The organism is Thermogemmatispora sp. (assembly GCF_019683755.1).
GTDB lineage: Bacteria > Chloroflexota > Ktedonobacteria > Ktedonobacterales > Ktedonobacteraceae > Thermogemmatispora.
In genome coordinates this window covers 1-15,843 of the sequence record NZ_JADGHT010000081.1, presented here as the reverse complement: position 1 = coordinate 15,843, position 15,843 = coordinate 1, and the positions used below count along the sequence as shown (strand labels likewise).

Annotated in this window: 13 protein-coding genes; 8 read left to right on the top strand and 5 right to left on the bottom strand. The window is 57.0% G+C overall.

Annotated elements, in window-relative coordinates; all coding sequences use genetic code 11:
- Positions 1-52: 52 nt before the first annotated feature.
- A complete protein-coding gene (locus IRZ24_RS07805; protein WP_297162119.1) occupies positions 53-1,537 on the bottom strand; it encodes a pyridoxal phosphate-dependent aminotransferase in 1,485 nt (494 codons plus the stop codon).
- A gap of 476 nt (positions 1,538-2,013) precedes the next feature.
- Here IRZ24_RS07805 and IRZ24_RS07800 point away from each other — a divergent pair, with 476 nt between their 5' ends.
- Positions 2,014-2,781, top strand: a complete 768-nt coding sequence (locus IRZ24_RS07800; protein ID WP_297162116.1) for an SDR family oxidoreductase — start codon at positions 2,014-2,016, stop codon at positions 2,779-2,781.
- A 309-nt stretch (positions 2,782-3,090) separates the two neighbouring features.
- Here the strand turns inward: IRZ24_RS07800 and hutH are convergent, their stop codons facing one another.
- Together hutH and hutI are read right to left on the bottom strand one after the other, a co-directional pair.
- Positions 3,091-4,644, bottom strand: a complete 1,554-nt coding sequence (hutH, locus tag IRZ24_RS07795; RefSeq protein ID WP_297162114.1) for a histidine ammonia-lyase — start codon at positions 4,642-4,644, stop codon at positions 3,091-3,093.
- A gap of 452 nt (positions 4,645-5,096) precedes the next feature.
- Positions 5,097-6,380, bottom strand: a complete 1,284-nt coding sequence (gene hutI, locus IRZ24_RS07790) for an imidazolonepropionase (protein WP_297162111.1) — start codon at positions 6,378-6,380, stop codon at positions 5,097-5,099.
- Between the two features lie 254 nt (positions 6,381-6,634).
- Between hutI and IRZ24_RS07785 the strand changes: the two genes are divergently transcribed.
- From IRZ24_RS07785 to IRZ24_RS07775, 3 genes are all read left to right on the top strand, one after another.
- The gene (locus tag IRZ24_RS07785) at positions 6,635-6,904 is read left to right on the top strand and encodes a hypothetical protein (protein ID WP_297162109.1); all 270 of its coding nucleotides are present in this window, start codon (positions 6,635-6,637) and stop codon (positions 6,902-6,904) included.
- On the top strand, positions 6,894-7,265 hold the full coding sequence (locus tag IRZ24_RS07780) for a rhodanese-like domain-containing protein (RefSeq protein ID WP_297162106.1): 372 nt from the start codon (positions 6,894-6,896) through the stop codon (positions 7,263-7,265). The genes IRZ24_RS07785 and IRZ24_RS07780 overlap by 11 nt, the downstream gene beginning before the upstream one ends.
- 87 nt (positions 7,266-7,352) lie before the next feature.
- Positions 7,353-8,126, top strand: a complete 774-nt coding sequence (locus IRZ24_RS07775; protein WP_297162103.1) for an enoyl-ACP reductase — start codon at positions 7,353-7,355, stop codon at positions 8,124-8,126.
- A 206-nt stretch (positions 8,127-8,332) separates the two neighbouring features.
- Here the strand turns inward: IRZ24_RS07775 and IRZ24_RS07770 are convergent, their stop codons facing one another.
- Positions 8,333-10,375, bottom strand: coding sequence for a trypsin-like peptidase domain-containing protein (locus IRZ24_RS07770; RefSeq protein ID WP_297162100.1), 2,043 nt, complete (start codon positions 10,373-10,375; stop codon positions 8,333-8,335).
- A 516-nt stretch (positions 10,376-10,891) separates the two neighbouring features.
- Here IRZ24_RS07770 and IRZ24_RS07765 point away from each other — a divergent pair.
- Positions 10,892-11,263: a hypothetical protein gene (locus tag IRZ24_RS07765; protein WP_297162097.1), complete on the top strand. Its 372-nt coding sequence runs from the start codon at positions 10,892-10,894 to the stop codon at positions 11,261-11,263.
- A 137-nt stretch (positions 11,264-11,400) separates the two neighbouring features.
- Here IRZ24_RS07765 and def read toward each other — a convergent pair whose 3' ends face one another.
- A complete protein-coding gene (gene def, locus IRZ24_RS07760) occupies positions 11,401-11,904 on the bottom strand; it encodes a peptide deformylase (protein ID WP_297162094.1) in 504 nt (167 codons plus the stop codon).
- Between the two features lie 132 nt (positions 11,905-12,036).
- Here def and tilS point away from each other — a divergent pair, with 132 nt between their 5' ends.
- The 3 genes from tilS to IRZ24_RS07745 all read left to right on the top strand — a co-directional run bounded on the left by tilS (position 12,037) and on the right by IRZ24_RS07745 (position 15,751).
- On the top strand, positions 12,037-13,521 hold the full coding sequence (gene tilS / locus IRZ24_RS07755) for a tRNA lysidine(34) synthetase TilS (protein WP_297162091.1): 1,485 nt from the start codon (positions 12,037-12,039) through the stop codon (positions 13,519-13,521).
- A 45-nt stretch (positions 13,522-13,566) separates the two neighbouring features.
- Positions 13,567-14,151, top strand: a complete 585-nt coding sequence (gene hpt, locus IRZ24_RS07750) for a hypoxanthine phosphoribosyltransferase (RefSeq protein ID WP_297162088.1) — start codon at positions 13,567-13,569, stop codon at positions 14,149-14,151.
- Positions 14,152-14,278: 127 nt separating this feature from the next.
- Complete coding sequence (locus IRZ24_RS07745; protein ID WP_297162084.1) at positions 14,279-15,751, top strand: AAA family ATPase; 1,473 nt, start codon at positions 14,279-14,281, stop codon at positions 15,749-15,751.
- Positions 15,752-15,843 lie beyond the last annotated feature (92 nt).

Below are 15,843 nucleotides of genomic sequence, written 5' to 3'. Positions count from 1 at the left end.
CCCTTCTAACTGCCCCCTCCTCAGAAACCTGCCTGGACCTTGCCCGCCCCAGCTAGTTCTCCAAGAGCGTCTCTACTGGCACGGGAATCACTCCCACTGAGAAGCGCACATACTCATCGGTATAGCCGAAACCAGAGCCTGGCACTCCTGCAATCCCCGTTTTTTCAAAGAGTGAAAATGCGTCTTCTCCTGTGCGGAGCTTGCTCCAGTTATAGACGGTCGCATCGTCATCAAGATAAATCTGGTCAAAGAGTCGTAGCTCCTGATCAAGCTGTTGAAGCTGGGCAATAAAGCGGCGACGGCGCAGGCGATAGAGATTACGCAGTTTCTCACTGAGATAGGGTCGATCGCGCAATAACTGAAGATAGGCCATAAAGCGTAGCTGCCACTCAGCAGGTAGCGAGGCCATGCTATTTGACCAGCCGGGGGCGAGGGCAGGAGCGAGACGAGCATCACCAATCGTCACCCAGCCAAAGCGATCGCCGGTGAGGGAAAGCGTCTTCGAAAAGCTGCTCACAAAGATAGTCTGTTCCAGATGAGCAGGTTCGGCAAAGGTTGCCATACGGGCACGGTCGTCCTCTGGACGCCCGGTGCCTACATACGCCAGGTCAGCCAAAAAGAAGACCTGACGCCCAGCCTCGCGCTGGCGCCTGACGACAGCATGTAGAGCGCGCAGCTCCTGGGGAGTAAAAGCAAAGGTTGTAGGATTATTAGTAACCGTCAGATAGATCAGGCGAATATCGGGTGCCTCTTGCAGAGCCTGCTCTAATTCCTCGGCGGTCAACTTGAAACGATGTTCTGGTCGCGTGCTGACACGGTGCAGGCGATAGCCATAGGCTCTGGCCTGGGCCTCGGGCACGCCGAAGCCAGGGGCAGGGAAGAGTACTGCCCGCTCCTTGATCCCTTGCTCATCGCACATTTGGCGGAAGCCACGCAGGGTCTTATCGATCCCATCCATTGCGCCCAGACTCAGATAGACCTGGTCGCCCTTGACCGTCAGCCCCCATTGCTCTTGCCAGTCGGCAGCGAGCCAATCGCGGAGCAGCGGATTGCCAGTGCCGACAATATCATAGATGCGCAGGTCGATGTTATGCTGAAGGAGGAGACGCTCATAATGGAGCATCTGGTCGCGCAGCCAGCGGTAGACCTCGCCCGAGGCAGTATAGCCATTGAGATGCTCACCAGGGAGAGCAATACCTAACTCATCGGCGAGCATGCGATAGTCACCTGGACCTCCTGGCTCTCCCTCACACTCTATTACACGCCGCAGATCAACATCGCCAATGGTGCGGTCGACAATCTCGCTAGTAATGATCTCTTCATCAAGATGAAGGTCACGGCAGCGCTTGCCCAGCTCGGCAACCATGCGCGCCATTACACGAATAGGTCCTGCACCCTGCTGGAGAACGGGTCGATACTGTAACAGCACTTCATGGCGCAGGCGTTTGATGATGGCTCGCTGCTCCTGACTGGATAGGCGTAGTTGTTGCTGATTGTTGGTCTGCGATGAGTCTGCAGATGTCCCGTGAGTAATCACCGCTGTTTACTCCCTTCCTTGCGCCGGAATGGCGCAGCCTGATCAGAGCGCACGATCGACCTTGATCGTGGCGTTACCGTCCTTTTTCTAGGAACGGCTCTGCAGAGAGGATAACACAAGCAGTTGATGCGAGCAACTGCTATGCAGCAAGCCTGCCAGGAGCAGCCGCTACAATCTGCACTGCGTGTCTCTTCTCTGCGTTCGGGATAATTCTATCAACAGCAGTAAGGTCAGATCCAGAGGTCTCTCGCCGCAGCCTCGCCCTAGCGAGAGCGATCAGGTCCGAGTACAATAGCAAGCAGACACGGAAGAGAGTTCGCTGTCGTAGTCTCAGTTTCCTCAGCGCTCTTCTCCACGATCGCGGGGCGAGCGAAGTCCGGTTCTCCCGCTTCTGCAGAGAGCCGGGCACTGGTCACCGTTCACAAGCGAGTAGAGTAGATTTTTGGCTTCGAGTATGGGAAGGAAGAAAAAAGCCTATGTCTGAAGGGGAGCTGTTTCAGGGACGCAGTGTCGTGATCACCGGCGCTGCGCGGGGACTAGGCCGAGCTTTGGCCCTGGCTTTTGCCGCTCGGGGAGCCAAAGTCCTTGTGCATTATGCGCATTCGAAGGTAGCCGCCCATGAGCTGGTCAGTCAGATTATCAACCAGGGCGGTCAGGCGCTGGCCCTGCAGGCCGATCTGCGCTCGACGGCTCAGGTTGAGCAGTTGATCGCTCAGGCACACGCGGCCCTTGGTAGCTTCGATGTCTGGATCAATAATGCCGGAGCCAGCGCCAATACGACGGAGACACGCGGTCTGAGCGAAGAAGAGCGTTTCGAGCGTCTGTTACAGGTCGATGTTTTGGGGACCTGGCGCTGTTGTCGCGCCGCTCTTCCTTTTATGAAGAGCGGGAGCTGCATCCTCAATATCGCCTGGAACCATGCTCTGGATGGAGCTTCCGGCTTTGTGAGCCAGGTCTATGCGACCAGCAAGGGGGCAGTGATCGCTTTGAGTCGCTGCCTGGCACGCGAGCTGGCACCTCGTATTCGGGTGAATTGTATAGCGCCGGGTTGGATTGAGAATGACTGGGCGCGCTCACGCTCCCTAGGCTTTCGTGAACGTGTTGCTGAGCGCATTCCACTAGGACGCTGGGGACAAGCGGACGATGTAGTAGCGGCGGCTTTGTTTCTGGCTTCGCCTGCGGCGTCTTTTATCACAGGGCAGGTTTTGATTGTGGATGGCGGAGAGGTGATTGGCGCTTTCTAGGAAGGCCGGGGACACGCCGCAGCAGGGAGGCCAGGGTTGGCAGGGGGTTCTTATGCGCCACGCTGGCCTCTCACTGCGATCGTGTTGATGCTGCTGTTGGCCGAGGCGCGATCGTAGGTAGGAAAAGTTCTCTCTGCCAATATTGTTTCACGTGAAACGCAGGGCTGTGATCTCTTCGCCAGTGCAAGAGCGAGCGTTTCTCTTTCACGTGAAAGACTAGCGTTGACTCTCATTGCTTGCCTCACTGGCTCAGGGGCCAGCCGTCTCTACCAACGCTCCTAGGCCTCTACGCTTCCCGCTTTGTTTCGTCTAGAGCTGGCGAAATACCCCCTCTTGTACCGCACGCGTCAGTCGTTCAATATCTGGAGCCGGGGGACGATCACGCTCTAGCTTCGGCACGTAGGTCCTCACAAGAGCAAAAGCCCGCTCCACTCCCTCTCCAGCACGTAAGGGCCGGCGAAACTCCAAGAGCTGGGCCCCACAGAGCAGCTCAATTGCTACCACCTGCTGAGCCAGCGCAAGCACACGCCGTGCTTTATGAGCCGCCGTCACCCCCATACTTACGAAATCCTCTGTGCCTGCTGAGGTCGGGATAGAGTCGATACTTGCCGGGTGTGCCAATACCTTCATCTCGTTGACTAGGGCTGCCGCCACATACTGAGTGAGCATGAGGCCCGAATTAAGGCCAGGCTCTGGCGTCAAGAAGAGCGGCGCCCCCTGGTCATCCCAGTCATGTGGTCCCATAAGCAAGTAGATCCGCCGCTCGGCAAAGCTCGCAAGCTGGGTCAGCGCTAGTGCCAGGACATCCAGTGCCAGCGCCAGCGGCTGTCCATGGAAATTACCTCCCGTAAGCACCTCTCCCTCCTCGGGAAAGATCAGGGGATTGTCAGTCACTGCCCCTAGCTCACGTACAAAGATTCCCTCGCAGTAGTCCAGCGCATCACGAATAGCCCCAAAGACTTGAGGCGCGCAGCGCAATGTGTAGGGATCTTGCACCCGCGGACAATCCTCATGGCTGCGTTTGATTTCGCTGTTGGCTAGTAGACGGCGCAGATGTTCGGCGCTCTGCTGCTGACCATGTTGGTTGCGGACGCGCTGAATGCGCTCATCAAAGGGGACATGGCTCCCCATCAATGCCTCTATACTGAGTGCGCACGCTACTTCCGCCGTGTGTAGCAGCGTCCAGGCGTCTTCCAGGGACAGAATGGCACTGGCTTCCATAAGATGTGTGCCGTTGATGAGCGCCAGCCCCTCTTTCGCTTCCAGGCGTAATGGTTGCAAACCCGCCTCGGCCAGGGCCTGTGCTCCCGGAAGGCGCCGTCCGCGATACCAGGCCTCTCCTTCTCCAACAAGTACAAGCGCAAGATGGGCGAGCGGCGCTAAGTCACCGCTCGCTCCTACTGAGCCACGCGAGGGGACAATTGGATGAAGCTGAGCGTTGAGCAGGTCAATGAGGAGGCGCACCACTTCTACGCGTACTCCCGAGTGGCCACGGGCCAGGCTGGCTGCGAGCAGCAGCATCATAGCGCGCGTAGTGGCTTCGTCAAGCGGCTCTCCCAAGCCAGCAGCATGGCTGCGTAGTAGATTGTACTGTAGATCAAGCACTTGTTCATGTCTGATGCGAACGCGGCTGAGGTGGCCGAAGCCGGTGGTAACGCCATAGACTTTGCGATCTTCAGCTACAATGCGTTCAATGAGAGTCCGCGCACGCTGGATACGCATTTCGGCCTCTGGCCCAAGCCGTACCGGCGCCTGATGACGGGCAACGGCAATGACTTCGGCAGGTGTGAGGGCCTGGCCATTGAGGACCAGGGGGGCGCTTTGGGAATCTGCTTGATGATGCTGGGTCGGCTGATTCTTCATCGCTGAAGTCCTTTCTGGCTGCTTTGCCTTCTGCTCTGGATTGTAACAAAAGGGCGCGCGAGAAGGCAAATAACCTGGCTGGTCTCTCTGCCTTCTCATTTGTCGCCAGGGACGGCCTTTTTAGTCTGACGATGGCAGAGGGCCGGACCCAGGCGGCACGTGGGTGGTCACGCTGGAGGTCGCTTTGTCTTCGATAAAGCAGGCAGTGTTTCACGTGAAACACTGCCCGACTGAGGATAAGGGTGAAACAGGCTCCCCGTCTTGACTGCTACTTCAGTAGCACTAGCCTGGCGGGGAACAGTCGCCTGTCAACAGCGGCAGTCATAGGCACTTCCTCTACTGCCAGCAGCTACCGCTGCTTCTTCACGATGGGGCTTTACCATCTACACAAACACGGGTCAGATCTCATCCTAACCCACAGCTAACCTGCTCAGATGGCTCACCATGAAAGCCTAGACCAGTGTCAGGGTTGACTGTACCAGGTTCACACCGAAATGATAGCCGATCTCGCGATAGTCCTCAAGCTGCCAGAGAGCAAGCTCGCAGCGCTTGCCGACTTCAATGCTGCCAATCTCCTTTTCCAAGGCCAGTGCTTTCGCCCCGTTAATCGTCGCCGCTGTGAGCGCTTCCTCCAGGGACATCCCCATCTCGGCCATGGCCAGCCCAATGATCATCTGCATATTCTCACAATAGGAAGTGCCAGGATTGCAATCGGTCGCCAGTGCCACGGTAAGGCCCAGGTCTAGTAAACGCCGTGCCGAAGGATAAGGGCTGCGCAACGTGTAGGAGCAGCCTGGTAGTAGCGTGGCCACGACTCCGGTGTCGCGGAGCGCTTTCAGGTCCTCATCGCTGGCAAAATCTAGGTGATCGGCGGAGGTTGCTCCCAGCTCCGCTGCCAGGCGTGCGCCACCGGAGGGACTGAGCTGATCAGCATGGATCTTTAGGCGATAGCCCAATTCCTTGGCTCGGCTCAAGATCTTACGGCATTCTTCAACCGTGAAAGCCTCTGTGTCGCAGAAGACATCACAGAAGCGCGCCAGCCCCACAAAGGAGGGAAGTAATTCTTCAACAACTAGCTTGATGTAGTCAGCTCGGCGCTCACGATACTCGCGCGGCAGTACATGCGCCGCCAGGAAGGTGGGAACGACACGTATGCGTTGGGGGAAGGAAGATGGAGACTCCTCCTCAAGCGCCTTGAGGTTGTTGATAATGTGCAAGCAGGCCTCCTCGTTGACGCGGTCCAGGCCATAGCCACTCTTGATCTCTACTGTGGTTGTACCATGATCGCGCATGAGACGGAGCCGTTTCTGCGCCAGTGTCAGCAGGGTCTCGGCGTCAGCTCTGCGGGTCGCTTCGACGGTTGTCAAAATTCCTTTGCCTTGCGCTAGTAGCTCAGCATAGCTCATCCCCGCTCGCCTTAGGTGAAACTCCTCGGCCCGTTGGCCTGCAAAAACAAGATGAGTATGCGAGTCGACAAAGCCAGGGGTAATGACCGTCCCCTGAGCATCTACAATGGTGATGCCATCTTGCCGCGTGGAGAGAAATAGTGGCTCAGCCTCATCGTCTCTCCCAATCCAGACAATCTTACCGCGATAGACCGCTAATGCCGCTTTGTCAAGGACTTGGAGAACCCCGCTGGCTCCCGCGATTGGCTGCTGGGCAACTGTTACCAGTTGCTTGATGTTGCGAATGACAGCATTTGCCCGGATGGAAGGCTGCACTGCTTCCGGTTGCATGAGTTGCTCCTTCTTGTAAGGGCTGTGAGTGAGGCTCGCTATGCTGTTTTTTTATAGCATAGTTGCCTCGCAACGTCGAGGCTTGCGGCTCGTCCTTGCATTTGCTACACTCTTCTCGTAAGCAGATCGCTCTGCTGTCCTGCAACGTCGAATGCTCTTCGCTCGTAGTGGTGAGTGAACAAGTCGCGTTGGTTCCCGCCCCCCCTCCAGAGGGGCAGTGAGAAAGCCCCAGCCAGCAGGAAGGAGCAAGCAGTATGCGGGCTATCGACGATAGCAGCGAGAAGTACGCCGCTGTCCTGCGCGAGCTACGTATCTGGAAGCATCTGCCAGAAAGCGATCTCTCTCGCATGCTGCGCAGGTATTTCTTGGTGACGGATGATTTCCGTGAGATGGAGGACCAGGGACTGCTGACCATGACCTTTGTGGGAGATGAGTATATGATTAGTCAGACGATGCTGGGTCAGATCTGGCTGGAGCAGTACGAAGCTAATCAGCGCAACAAGGAGCAACACAATGCCCGCTGATGCATATGAAACGGCGGCTCCTCAACCCTACCAGACGGTAGGTCCTGCTGAGGCTAAAGAGCTGCTGGCCCAGGGCGCTCGCGTCATCGATGTGCGCTGGCCCAGTGAGTGGCAACAGGGTCATATTCCCGGCGCCACTCTTCTTCCCCTCAGTGGCATCTATACCTTCGGCCAGGCCCTGCGGGAATTACAGCTTGCCCCTTCAGAGAAGGTGATCTTTGTCTGTGCTGTTGGTCAGCGCAGTGCTATTGCTGCTGAGATCGCCTCTCTTCTCGGTTTCCAGCAGGTCTATAATCTGGCCTCTGGAATGCATGGCTGGCTGCTCTCTGGCTACCCTATTGAGCAGACCTCCTCTCCTTGAAGAGGTCTTCTCTCCATCCTTAGGTATTATCCTTTTCTCTGCCTGTAATGAGTCCTTACTTATCCGCAAAGGAAGGAGTAAAATCCGATGCCTCTCCTGGAAGGAAAGACCGCTCTTATTTTCGGTGTGGCTAATCATCGTTCGATCGCCTGGGCCATTGCTCAGGCGCTGGCTAATGAGGGGGCTCGCCTTGCCCTAACCTATCAGGAGCGCATGGAAAAGTTTGTGCGGGAGCTGGCCGATAAGGTACCAGGCACACCTTTAATTCCTTGCGACGTTCAGAGCGATGAGCAACTGGATGCCGCCTTTGCCAAGGCCGCTGAGGTCTTTGACGGTGGCCTTGATATCCTGATCCATTCGGTCGCTTTCGCTCCGAAAGAGGATATGGAAAATCCTTTCTGGCAGACCAGCCGCCAGGGCTTTCTGACTGCACTGGATATTAGTGCCTATTCGCTGGTCGCTATGGCTCGCCGTGCGGTGCCTCTGATGCAGGCGCGAGGCGGGGGAAGTATCCTGACAGCTACTTATATTGCCAGCGAGCGAGTGATGCCCAAGTATAACGTGATGGCCGTGGCAAAAGCAGCCCTGGAATGCAGTGTACGCTATCTGGCGTATGAGCTTGGCGCCTATAATATTCGCGTCAATGCTGTCTCGCCAGGACCTGTGAATACGCTGGCAGCTCGCGGCGTTCCTGGTTTTACGACGATGCGCGATCATATGACGGAGGTGGCTCCTCTGCGCCGCAATATTGAGCAGAGCGAGATTGGCGATGCCGCGCTCTTCCTCTGCAGTCCGTTGGCGCGCGCTATTACAGGCGAGGTGCTCTTTGTGGATGCCGGCTACCATATCATGGGGGCATAGTTTCGGCACCATTGGCACCATATCGGCGCACTGGGCAGCCTGCTTCCTCTGCCCAATTGCTCTATGGATGGTCTGCCTGTCTCAGTGAGAAGTCAAGCACGAGGGGGTACTCCTCGCTGGTCTTTAAGAGAGGAGTACCCCTTGTGCTTGCTGACTTATTCTCTGGCTCCGCAGACAACTGCTTGCAGCCTCCCTGTTCCCTCGTCTCATTGCTCGATTCGCCGCACTGTCGGCGGAGACGGTGCCGGTTCGCCACAGGTGCTGCAGTAGCGTGCATGAGGGCGATTCATATGACCGCAGGGCCAGAGGCGTAGCTGCTCTGTAGACGGCCTGGGCGCTGAAGGTGATGCCTGCCCTGCCCAGGCGATCGGCTGAGACCCGGCAGTGCTAGATGGGGGGGATGGCGCTGCTGACTGGTTGCCTGCGCTAGTCGATCGAGGAGGAGCCTGACCGCCTCTGGGTGGCTCGGGCTGACCCCTGGTGCCAGCAGCGCGTGGCGGTCCGCCGAATGGCACTAGAGTTTCTTCGTCTCCCGAACTTATAGGGAGATGAGAGGGGAATGCCGCTTGAGCCGCCGAAGGCTGTTGAGAGGCCGGGCGCGATGCTGATAGCCCCGCAGGAGTAGGGGGCTGAGGTGGCGTAGAGATTTGGCCGCCCGGAGGCGCAGGCCACGGCGTTTGAGGCACAGGTGGGGCAGCCGGATCGGTTGATGGCGGTGACCCAAGCGGAGGCCTCGGCGAGGGAGCGCCAGCTTGTACCTGTGGATAGAACGCAGGAGCAGACGGCGCTTTCTGGGGAGGACTATAGGCAGTTCCATCATGGCTATGGCCCGGTGCATTGCTCGCGACGGTTAAGGGAGAGGCCATTGCTGGGGTCACTGCGGTTGGTCCACGCCGGCGCCTGAGCACAAAGATCGTTCCCCACGCCAGCATGGCGATGGCTACTATGCCCAGTCCACCAAGCGCTATGAGCAGCGGCGCTGCGGCATGGCTCTGATTGGTGGTCGCTGGCACTTGCTCATGGGCAGCCTGCTGTCTGGCATAGTTTAAGTAGGGGACCACTGCCTTAAATGCTGGATAGCGAGCAGCGAGAACAGCAAATTCCTGAGCCGCGCGATGCCAGTGGCCAGGAGCTGTGGAGGCATAATCGTTAAAAGCCTGGCTCCAGGCTCGTTGAAATGGCCCTGGCTCAGTATTGAGGTGGAGATTCTGGATTAAGACCCGCGCGCTATTGCTGGCCTGCAGGAAGCTGGTTCCCCCAGGAGTACCAAAGCTGACGATGCCCACTACGTGGCCCTGACTGTCGAGAGCTGGCCCCCCGCTATCCCCTTGCTCCACATTGCCACCGACCTGAATTACTTGAGCTCCACTGTCCGTGGTCTTGATCGAGCTGACAAAAATGCGATTCACGGATGAGGTCAGAAAATCCGTTGGACGCATACTGACATCAGCATTGCCTGGAAAACCGATAATGGTGAGATTATCTTGCACCTGGACAGCAGAGGAGTCACCCAGCTCGACACTGGGAGTATCTTCCATATTCACATGGATGATAGCGATATCCTTTTGATCTGGGGGACTTTCTTGCTCAACGCGGTCAACCTGAGCGAAATACGTTTCAGGCACATCACGTAAGCGGCTGGCAGTCAGAGGACCGCTGTAGTCTGTGCTGAGATACACAGCACTCACAGGAGTAGCATAGCTCGGCTGAGAGAGAAATTGACCGTTGAGCAGGGCTTGCTCCATCTGATCGGCGCTGAGCGGCTGGCCACGCCCTATCACGCGATTGTAGTAGGCGGCAACATCGGGGGCGGCAGCTCTGATCAGCACGGCGTTGAGTTCATTATCATGGGGAGGGTTGATAACATGATCGGCAGTGAGAATGTCACCGTGGGCGCTGATAAAGGTACCGGTTCCCAGGGCGGCCAGCGCATAACTGCCCCCATCCAGGGGAAAGGTCACGCTGCGTGCTGCAGAGAACTGCACTGTTAAACGCCCTTGAATTTGGGTAACGATGCGTACAACGGCTGGTCGAGCAATATCCACCGCTCTGACCACTGGGTCCTGAATATTGCCCCCAGGCACACCTTCAGCTTGCGCCGTGGCCCTCGTCAAACTTTCCATCAGGAGAAGCGGCCCACAGATGAAACAGAGGCTGACTAGCAGAGAGCACAGTACTCGTGCAATGGCTCCCCCTTCCCGCGAACCACTGCTGCCGGTCTCGACAGAGGTGCTCAGATAGTGATTCATAGCAGGCATCCTGTTCCTGAGTCGAAGATCACTGTCTTGCCATCACAACGTCTATCATAGCATGCGCGGCACTCGTTTCTTTCCCCTTTGTCGACCTGAGACTAGGAGGCCGAGGCCGAGAGGACTGGGCTTGCTCTTGCGCTCGTTGGAGAGATCCTATACTCCCCCATAGATAGAACGCTTTACCTGTCTGCTTGTTGGCAGCTAGCTTCCCTGCTAGGAGCATTATACAAGATAGATAGGCAAAGGCATATGAATGGAGAGTACTAAGGCTTGTCGATCGCGATTTCCTATTTCATCATAGGATAGCGATTGTCTGGCGAGTAGAGAACGGGATAGCAGAGAAGCGCAAAAGCCGGCAAACGGGGAGAGCACCCGCCGTCGTCATCGCATGAGCGTGCTCTTATCTGGCGGTGATCCTCGCGCACCGGCCCTAGACGAGGGACTGCCGTCGGGTATATAATTTACGGATAATAGTCATTCAGCATCGCCGGCATAAAGGGGGAGATACTGGCAGTGAGTAGCCATGCTACACCAGGCGCGGGCAACGGCGCAGCAGCCAGCGGCAGCTCTTTCTCACATCGGCGTGAGGGGCGCATAGCAAATGGTGCGAGTCCAGCGTTAGCGTCGCAGAGCGCCGGCGGGCGCGGGCCTGCTGGTGCGGCCTTTGATCTCAATGGGCTTATTGCAGAGCTACGCGCCCTATTTGAGCGGGATCGCCAGATAGCCAGCCTGCCTGACAGTACTCGTTGTGGCATCTGCTATCTACACTATCGCTTGAGCGAGCTGCGCTGGCGAGAGGAGGGCTTCTACATTTGCCGCGAGTGTGAACGTCTTCTTGGGGAACAGCCAATGCCTATGTTACGCAAGCAGCAACGACAGGGCTAGTCAACAGGGATTCAGCCCGGGTCGCACTACTAGACAGGCCGGCAGCCCTAGCTAAGCGAGTAGGACAGGTCAAGAGAGGGAGGACCTGCGCCAGCACCGACGCCATGCCCTTGCTGGCGCAGGTCCTCACAGCGAGCCTAGACCACTTCTGGCTCCGGCTCCTCGATCTCCCCCTCGCGCGCTGGACGCAGATCTTCGGGACGATCGAGACGATCCAGGAAGAGAATACCGTCCAGGTGGTCGATCTCGTGCTGCAGAATACGGGCAAACCAGCCCTCGGCATTGATCTTGATTGGCTTGCCATCGACGTTCTGTCCTCTAACTACTACCCTCTCGGCCCGCCTGATATTATCCCCCACATAGCCCGGGATACTCAGGCAGCCTTCCGTTCCAAGCGTCTCCCCCTCAGCTTTGATAATCTCCGGATTGAAGACCGCGACCTTGTGGTCTTCGTACTCAGCCACGAAGACGCGGATCGATAAACCGATCTGGGGAGCTGCCAGGCCAACCCCATGCGCGGCATGCATAGTCTCAAACATGTCGTCCACCAGCCGCTTCATGGAGGCATCGAAGCGGTGCACCTTTTTGGCCTTCTGTCTCAAAATGGGGTTCTCAGCCGTGATGATCTTGCGAATCGCCATAGCTCTTTTCCTGAGATATATCCCGAATGAATTGCCACACAGCCACCGTCGGGCAGTCAATGTTATATAATTTGCGTATATATCCTATCACATGAGCATGCGATTATCCATAGACGGCGGAGGTGGGACGTGGTGTCTGCGCCGGCAATCAGGGAGTCGCTTTCAGCCAAGGTAGCTGCTTACATTGCCCGTCATGGTTTGCTCCCCGCCCAGGGCGAGATAGTGGTCGCAGTCTCTGGCGGGGCTGATTCGCTCTGTCTGCTGCACCTGTTGCACTCGCTCTGTGGGGAGGGGAAGCTTTTTCCCACAGTACGCCTATTAGCAGCCCATCTGAATCATCGCCAGCGAGGTGAGGCCAGTGAGCGCGATGCCCTTTCTGTTGCCCGGCTAGTCTCAGCCTGGGGTATTCCCATCACGATCGGCAGCGTTGATGTCCCGGCACTGGCGCACCGTGAGAAGCGCTCACTTGAGGAGGCCGCGCGTCTAGCACGCTATGCCTTTCTACGCGATGTGGCCCAAGGTCGCCCGATCGCCGTCGCTCATCAGGCCGACGACCAAGTAGAGACGATTCTCCTCCACCTGCTGCGCGGTAGTGGTCTGGCGGGTCTGGTTGGCATGGCACCACGCCAACAAGATATCATTCGTCCCCTCCTGGGAGTTACCCGCGCGGAGATCCTCGCCTACTGCCAGCAGCACGGTCTCCAACCACTGGAAGATGAAAGCAACCGCGATCTACGCTTTTTACGCAATCGCGTGCGCTATGAGCTATTACCTCTACTGGAGCAACTTAATCCAGGCTTCCGTGAAACGCTGCGGCGCAGCGCTGAGGTATGGCGCGTTGATCTTGAATGGATCGAAAGTTGCGTTTCGCAGTGTTGGCCGACGGTGGTCAGCAGCGCCAGCGCCAACGAGGTGATCATGAGCGTACCGGCACTGCTTGCTCAACCGCTCAGTTTGCAGCGTCACTTACTACGGCGTGCCACAGCTCTGCTCTGCGGAGGCCAGTCTCCGCTGGAGCCTCGTCACTATACTTTGCTTGAGGCCTGCTTGCAGGAGGCTCAACACTCACGCGCTGAGCGCTCGCTAGATCTGCCGGGCCGGTTACTCCTGCACGTCAGTGGGTCAGTGCTGCGCCTCTCTCATGGTCCCCTGAGCAGGCGGGAGCGTGAGAGGCCCTCAGATCAGACAGTGCTGCTCTTACCTATCCCAGGAGAAGGCCAGGTCCCTGGTACACCGTGGCGTGCGCGAGCGGCGCTGCTGGCTCCCGATATTGAACAGGCAGCCCTGGAGGCTCTGGCGCGCGAAGACTGGGAAACGGTCTGGCATTTGCTTCCACGGACACGCTATGTTGTATATATCGACGGAGAGGCTGCTGGCCCGTGGCTAGAGGTGCGTACGCGTCGAGCGGGCGACCGCATTCAGCCTTTGGGTATGCAGCAGAGTCGCAAGGTCCAGGACGTCCTTGTCGATGCTCACGTCCCGCGCTCAGAGCGAGAGACTCTCCCGCTCTTCTTTGCTGGCTCGCGCTGTATCTGGGTCGCTGGCCTATGTTTGGCTGAGTCCGTCCGCCTTAGCCGTACTACGCGCCACATTGTTCAACTCAGTATCAGCCGCTAGAACGAGCGGCGCTTTTTCATTATTGTCCTTCGGGAAGGGGAAGCTATGCACGAGGATATTGAAGAGATTCTTGTCACTCAAGAGCAGATAGAGGCAAAGGTGAAGGAGCTGGGACGCCAGATTACTCAGGATTACCAGGGCAAAAACTTGCTGCTCCTGGGCATACTGAAGGGCGCGATTCCATTCATCGCTGACCTATCACGCGCCATCGACATGTTGCATGAAATCGATTATATGGCCGTCTCCAGCTACGGCAATGCTACCCAGTCCAGTGGGGTAGTGCGCATTCTCAAGGATCTAGAGGGACCCATTGATCAGAAGCATGTGCTCATCGTCGAGGATATCGTGGATAGCGGACTAACGCTCCATTACATGGTAGATTTGCTACGCCAGCGTCACCCGCTGAGCTTGCGCGTCTGTACCTTACTGTACAAGGAGCGCGAACGTGCTAAGCCTCTGGATCTAGCCTACATCGGTTTCCGTATCCCCAATCTGTTCGTGGTTGGCTACGGTCTCGATTACGCTCAGCGCTATCGCAACTTGCCCTACGTCGGTGTGCTGAAGCCCGAGATTTATCAGAATAATCAGAAGCCAGAGCGCCAGCACAAGAGTCCGGCTGAGAATAGTTAACAGCTAGCTGCTCTGCCCGCTCGCAGATCGGCATCAATCATTAAAATAGTGCACGCTTGCTGCAAAGGTGACTTGCTTTGTGTTATAATCCTCGTAGGACCATAAGGGCATTCGAGGAGGGAACGCGATGCAGATCACTGTTTATAACCTTGGCCCTTTGCGGCAGGCAGAGATTGCGCTGAAGCCCTTAACGGTCTTTGTCGGAAAAAATAATACAGGCAAAACGTGGCTGGCCTATACCATTGCAGGCGCCCTAGGGCGCTACAGTTGGGGCCACTATCTCAATGCCTATTTGAGCGGGCAGACGCGCGAGAAGTATCGTCCTCTGGACTCGCTGGTGCGGCGTATTGCGGAGCAGAGCGAAGGCGTCATTGATCTGGTGACCTTCGCAGATGAGCACGCTGAACGGTTTCTGAACGATCTACTGGCGAGAGTACGCGAATGGCTTCCGCTCTTTCTGGGCAGTGATCATGCACGTTTCGATGAGCTGGTCATGAGGATTGACATCGCTGCATTTAAGCCGGAGCTACTCCGACGCCTTCTTCAGACCAGTATCAGCGATCACATCGGCAGAGACCAAGAGGATGCCCCTTTAAAGGCCCTAAAGGAGAGCGGCGAGGCTCGTCTCTATTTCTATCCAGGCCAGAATGTCAGCGAACGCCTTCCACGTCGAGAAATCGCCAGCTTCGTTAATGGGATTATCTTCCGCGAGATCCTGCGGGCCTTTTGGCAGGACATTAGCTATTTTCCAACCGAGCGGAGCAGCATCATCTACGAGCGCTTCATCTCCTTACCTCCCTCGGCGAGGAACAAACGAGGTAACCGGACAGCTGACGCGCTAGGCCTGCTAGAACGGCTGCTGGCCGCTCTTTCTGAACAGCCGCCGCGTCTGGTGCCCATGCCAATCGCCGCCTTTGTCGACATTGTCTGGCGCTTCCATCGCCAGAGCAGCCTGAGCCTGACCCAGGAACCAGACCGGGTCAGCGCCAGCCGGAGCCGTTATCTAGAACTGGCAACCCTTCTGCAAGAGGAGATTCTAGAAGGCACCCTTGACTTTAGGCCCGTTGAGGCTGGAACAACACGCGAAATTCTTTTTTCTCCTGCGGCAGTCGCCACTGCTTCTGCACCCGGACCACGCCCAGAGCTAGAACTATCTGTTTCCTCCTCGATGGTCAAAGAGCTTTCATCGCTCGCTCTTTATCTACGCTACCTGGCCCACCCTGGTGAGCTGCTGGTCATCGATGAGCCAGAGATGAATCTCCACCCCGAGGCCCAGGTCAAATTGATTGAGCTGCTGGCTATGCTAGTCAACGCGGGCTTACATATCATGATGACGACCCACAGCACCTACATGATAGATCACTTGATCAATCTACTGGCTGCGGCCCGGCACCCGCGCGAGCGGCATGACGAGCTAGCCTCGCTCTTTCTGCTGAGACGTAAAGAAGCGTTTCTCTCCCAAGAGCGAGTCGCCGTCTATCATATTCGTGATGATGGAGAAGCTGCAAATATCCTGGATGAAGAGGGTATCATCCACTGGCGCACTTTCAGCGAGGTGACGCGCCTCGTTGAGCGCATTCACTTTGCATTAGCAGATTGAAGTGAAGTCGGTTCTACCTCTAGGATAGGAAGGAAGCTGACCGGCCATGCCTCTCACCCGCCTGCTGTTGATCGGCGCTAGCTCCTCCAAAT

What these genes read in the sequence shown, in the direction of transcription:
- hutH (WP_297162114.1), bottom strand. Translation starts at nt 4,644, where the DNA reads ATGAAGAATCAGCCGACCCAGCATCATCAAGCAGATTCCCAAAGCGCC.
- IRZ24_RS07775 (WP_297162103.1), top strand. Translation starts at nt 7,353, where the DNA reads ATGCCTCTCCTGGAAGGAAAGACCGCTCTTATTTTCGGTGTGGCTAAT.
- hutI (WP_297162111.1), bottom strand. Translation starts at nt 6,380, where the DNA reads ATGCAACCGGAAGCAGTGCAGCCTTCCATCCGGGCAAATGCTGTCATT.
- IRZ24_RS07785 (WP_297162109.1), top strand. Translation starts at nt 6,635, where the DNA reads ATGCGGGCTATCGACGATAGCAGCGAGAAGTACGCCGCTGTCCTGCGC.
- def (WP_297162094.1), bottom strand. Translation starts at nt 11,904, where the DNA reads ATGGCGATTCGCAAGATCATCACGGCTGAGAACCCCATTTTGAGACAG.
- IRZ24_RS07745 (WP_297162084.1), top strand. Translation starts at nt 14,279, where the DNA reads ATGCAGATCACTGTTTATAACCTTGGCCCTTTGCGGCAGGCAGAGATT.
- hpt (WP_297162088.1), top strand. Translation starts at nt 13,567, where the DNA reads ATGCACGAGGATATTGAAGAGATTCTTGTCACTCAAGAGCAGATAGAG.
- IRZ24_RS07800 (WP_297162116.1), top strand. Translation starts at nt 2,014, where the DNA reads ATGTCTGAAGGGGAGCTGTTTCAGGGACGCAGTGTCGTGATCACCGGC.
- IRZ24_RS07770 (WP_297162100.1), bottom strand. Translation starts at nt 10,375, where the DNA reads ATGAATCACTATCTGAGCACCTCTGTCGAGACCGGCAGCAGTGGTTCG.
- IRZ24_RS07780 (WP_297162106.1), top strand. Translation starts at nt 6,894, where the DNA reads ATGCCCGCTGATGCATATGAAACGGCGGCTCCTCAACCCTACCAGACG.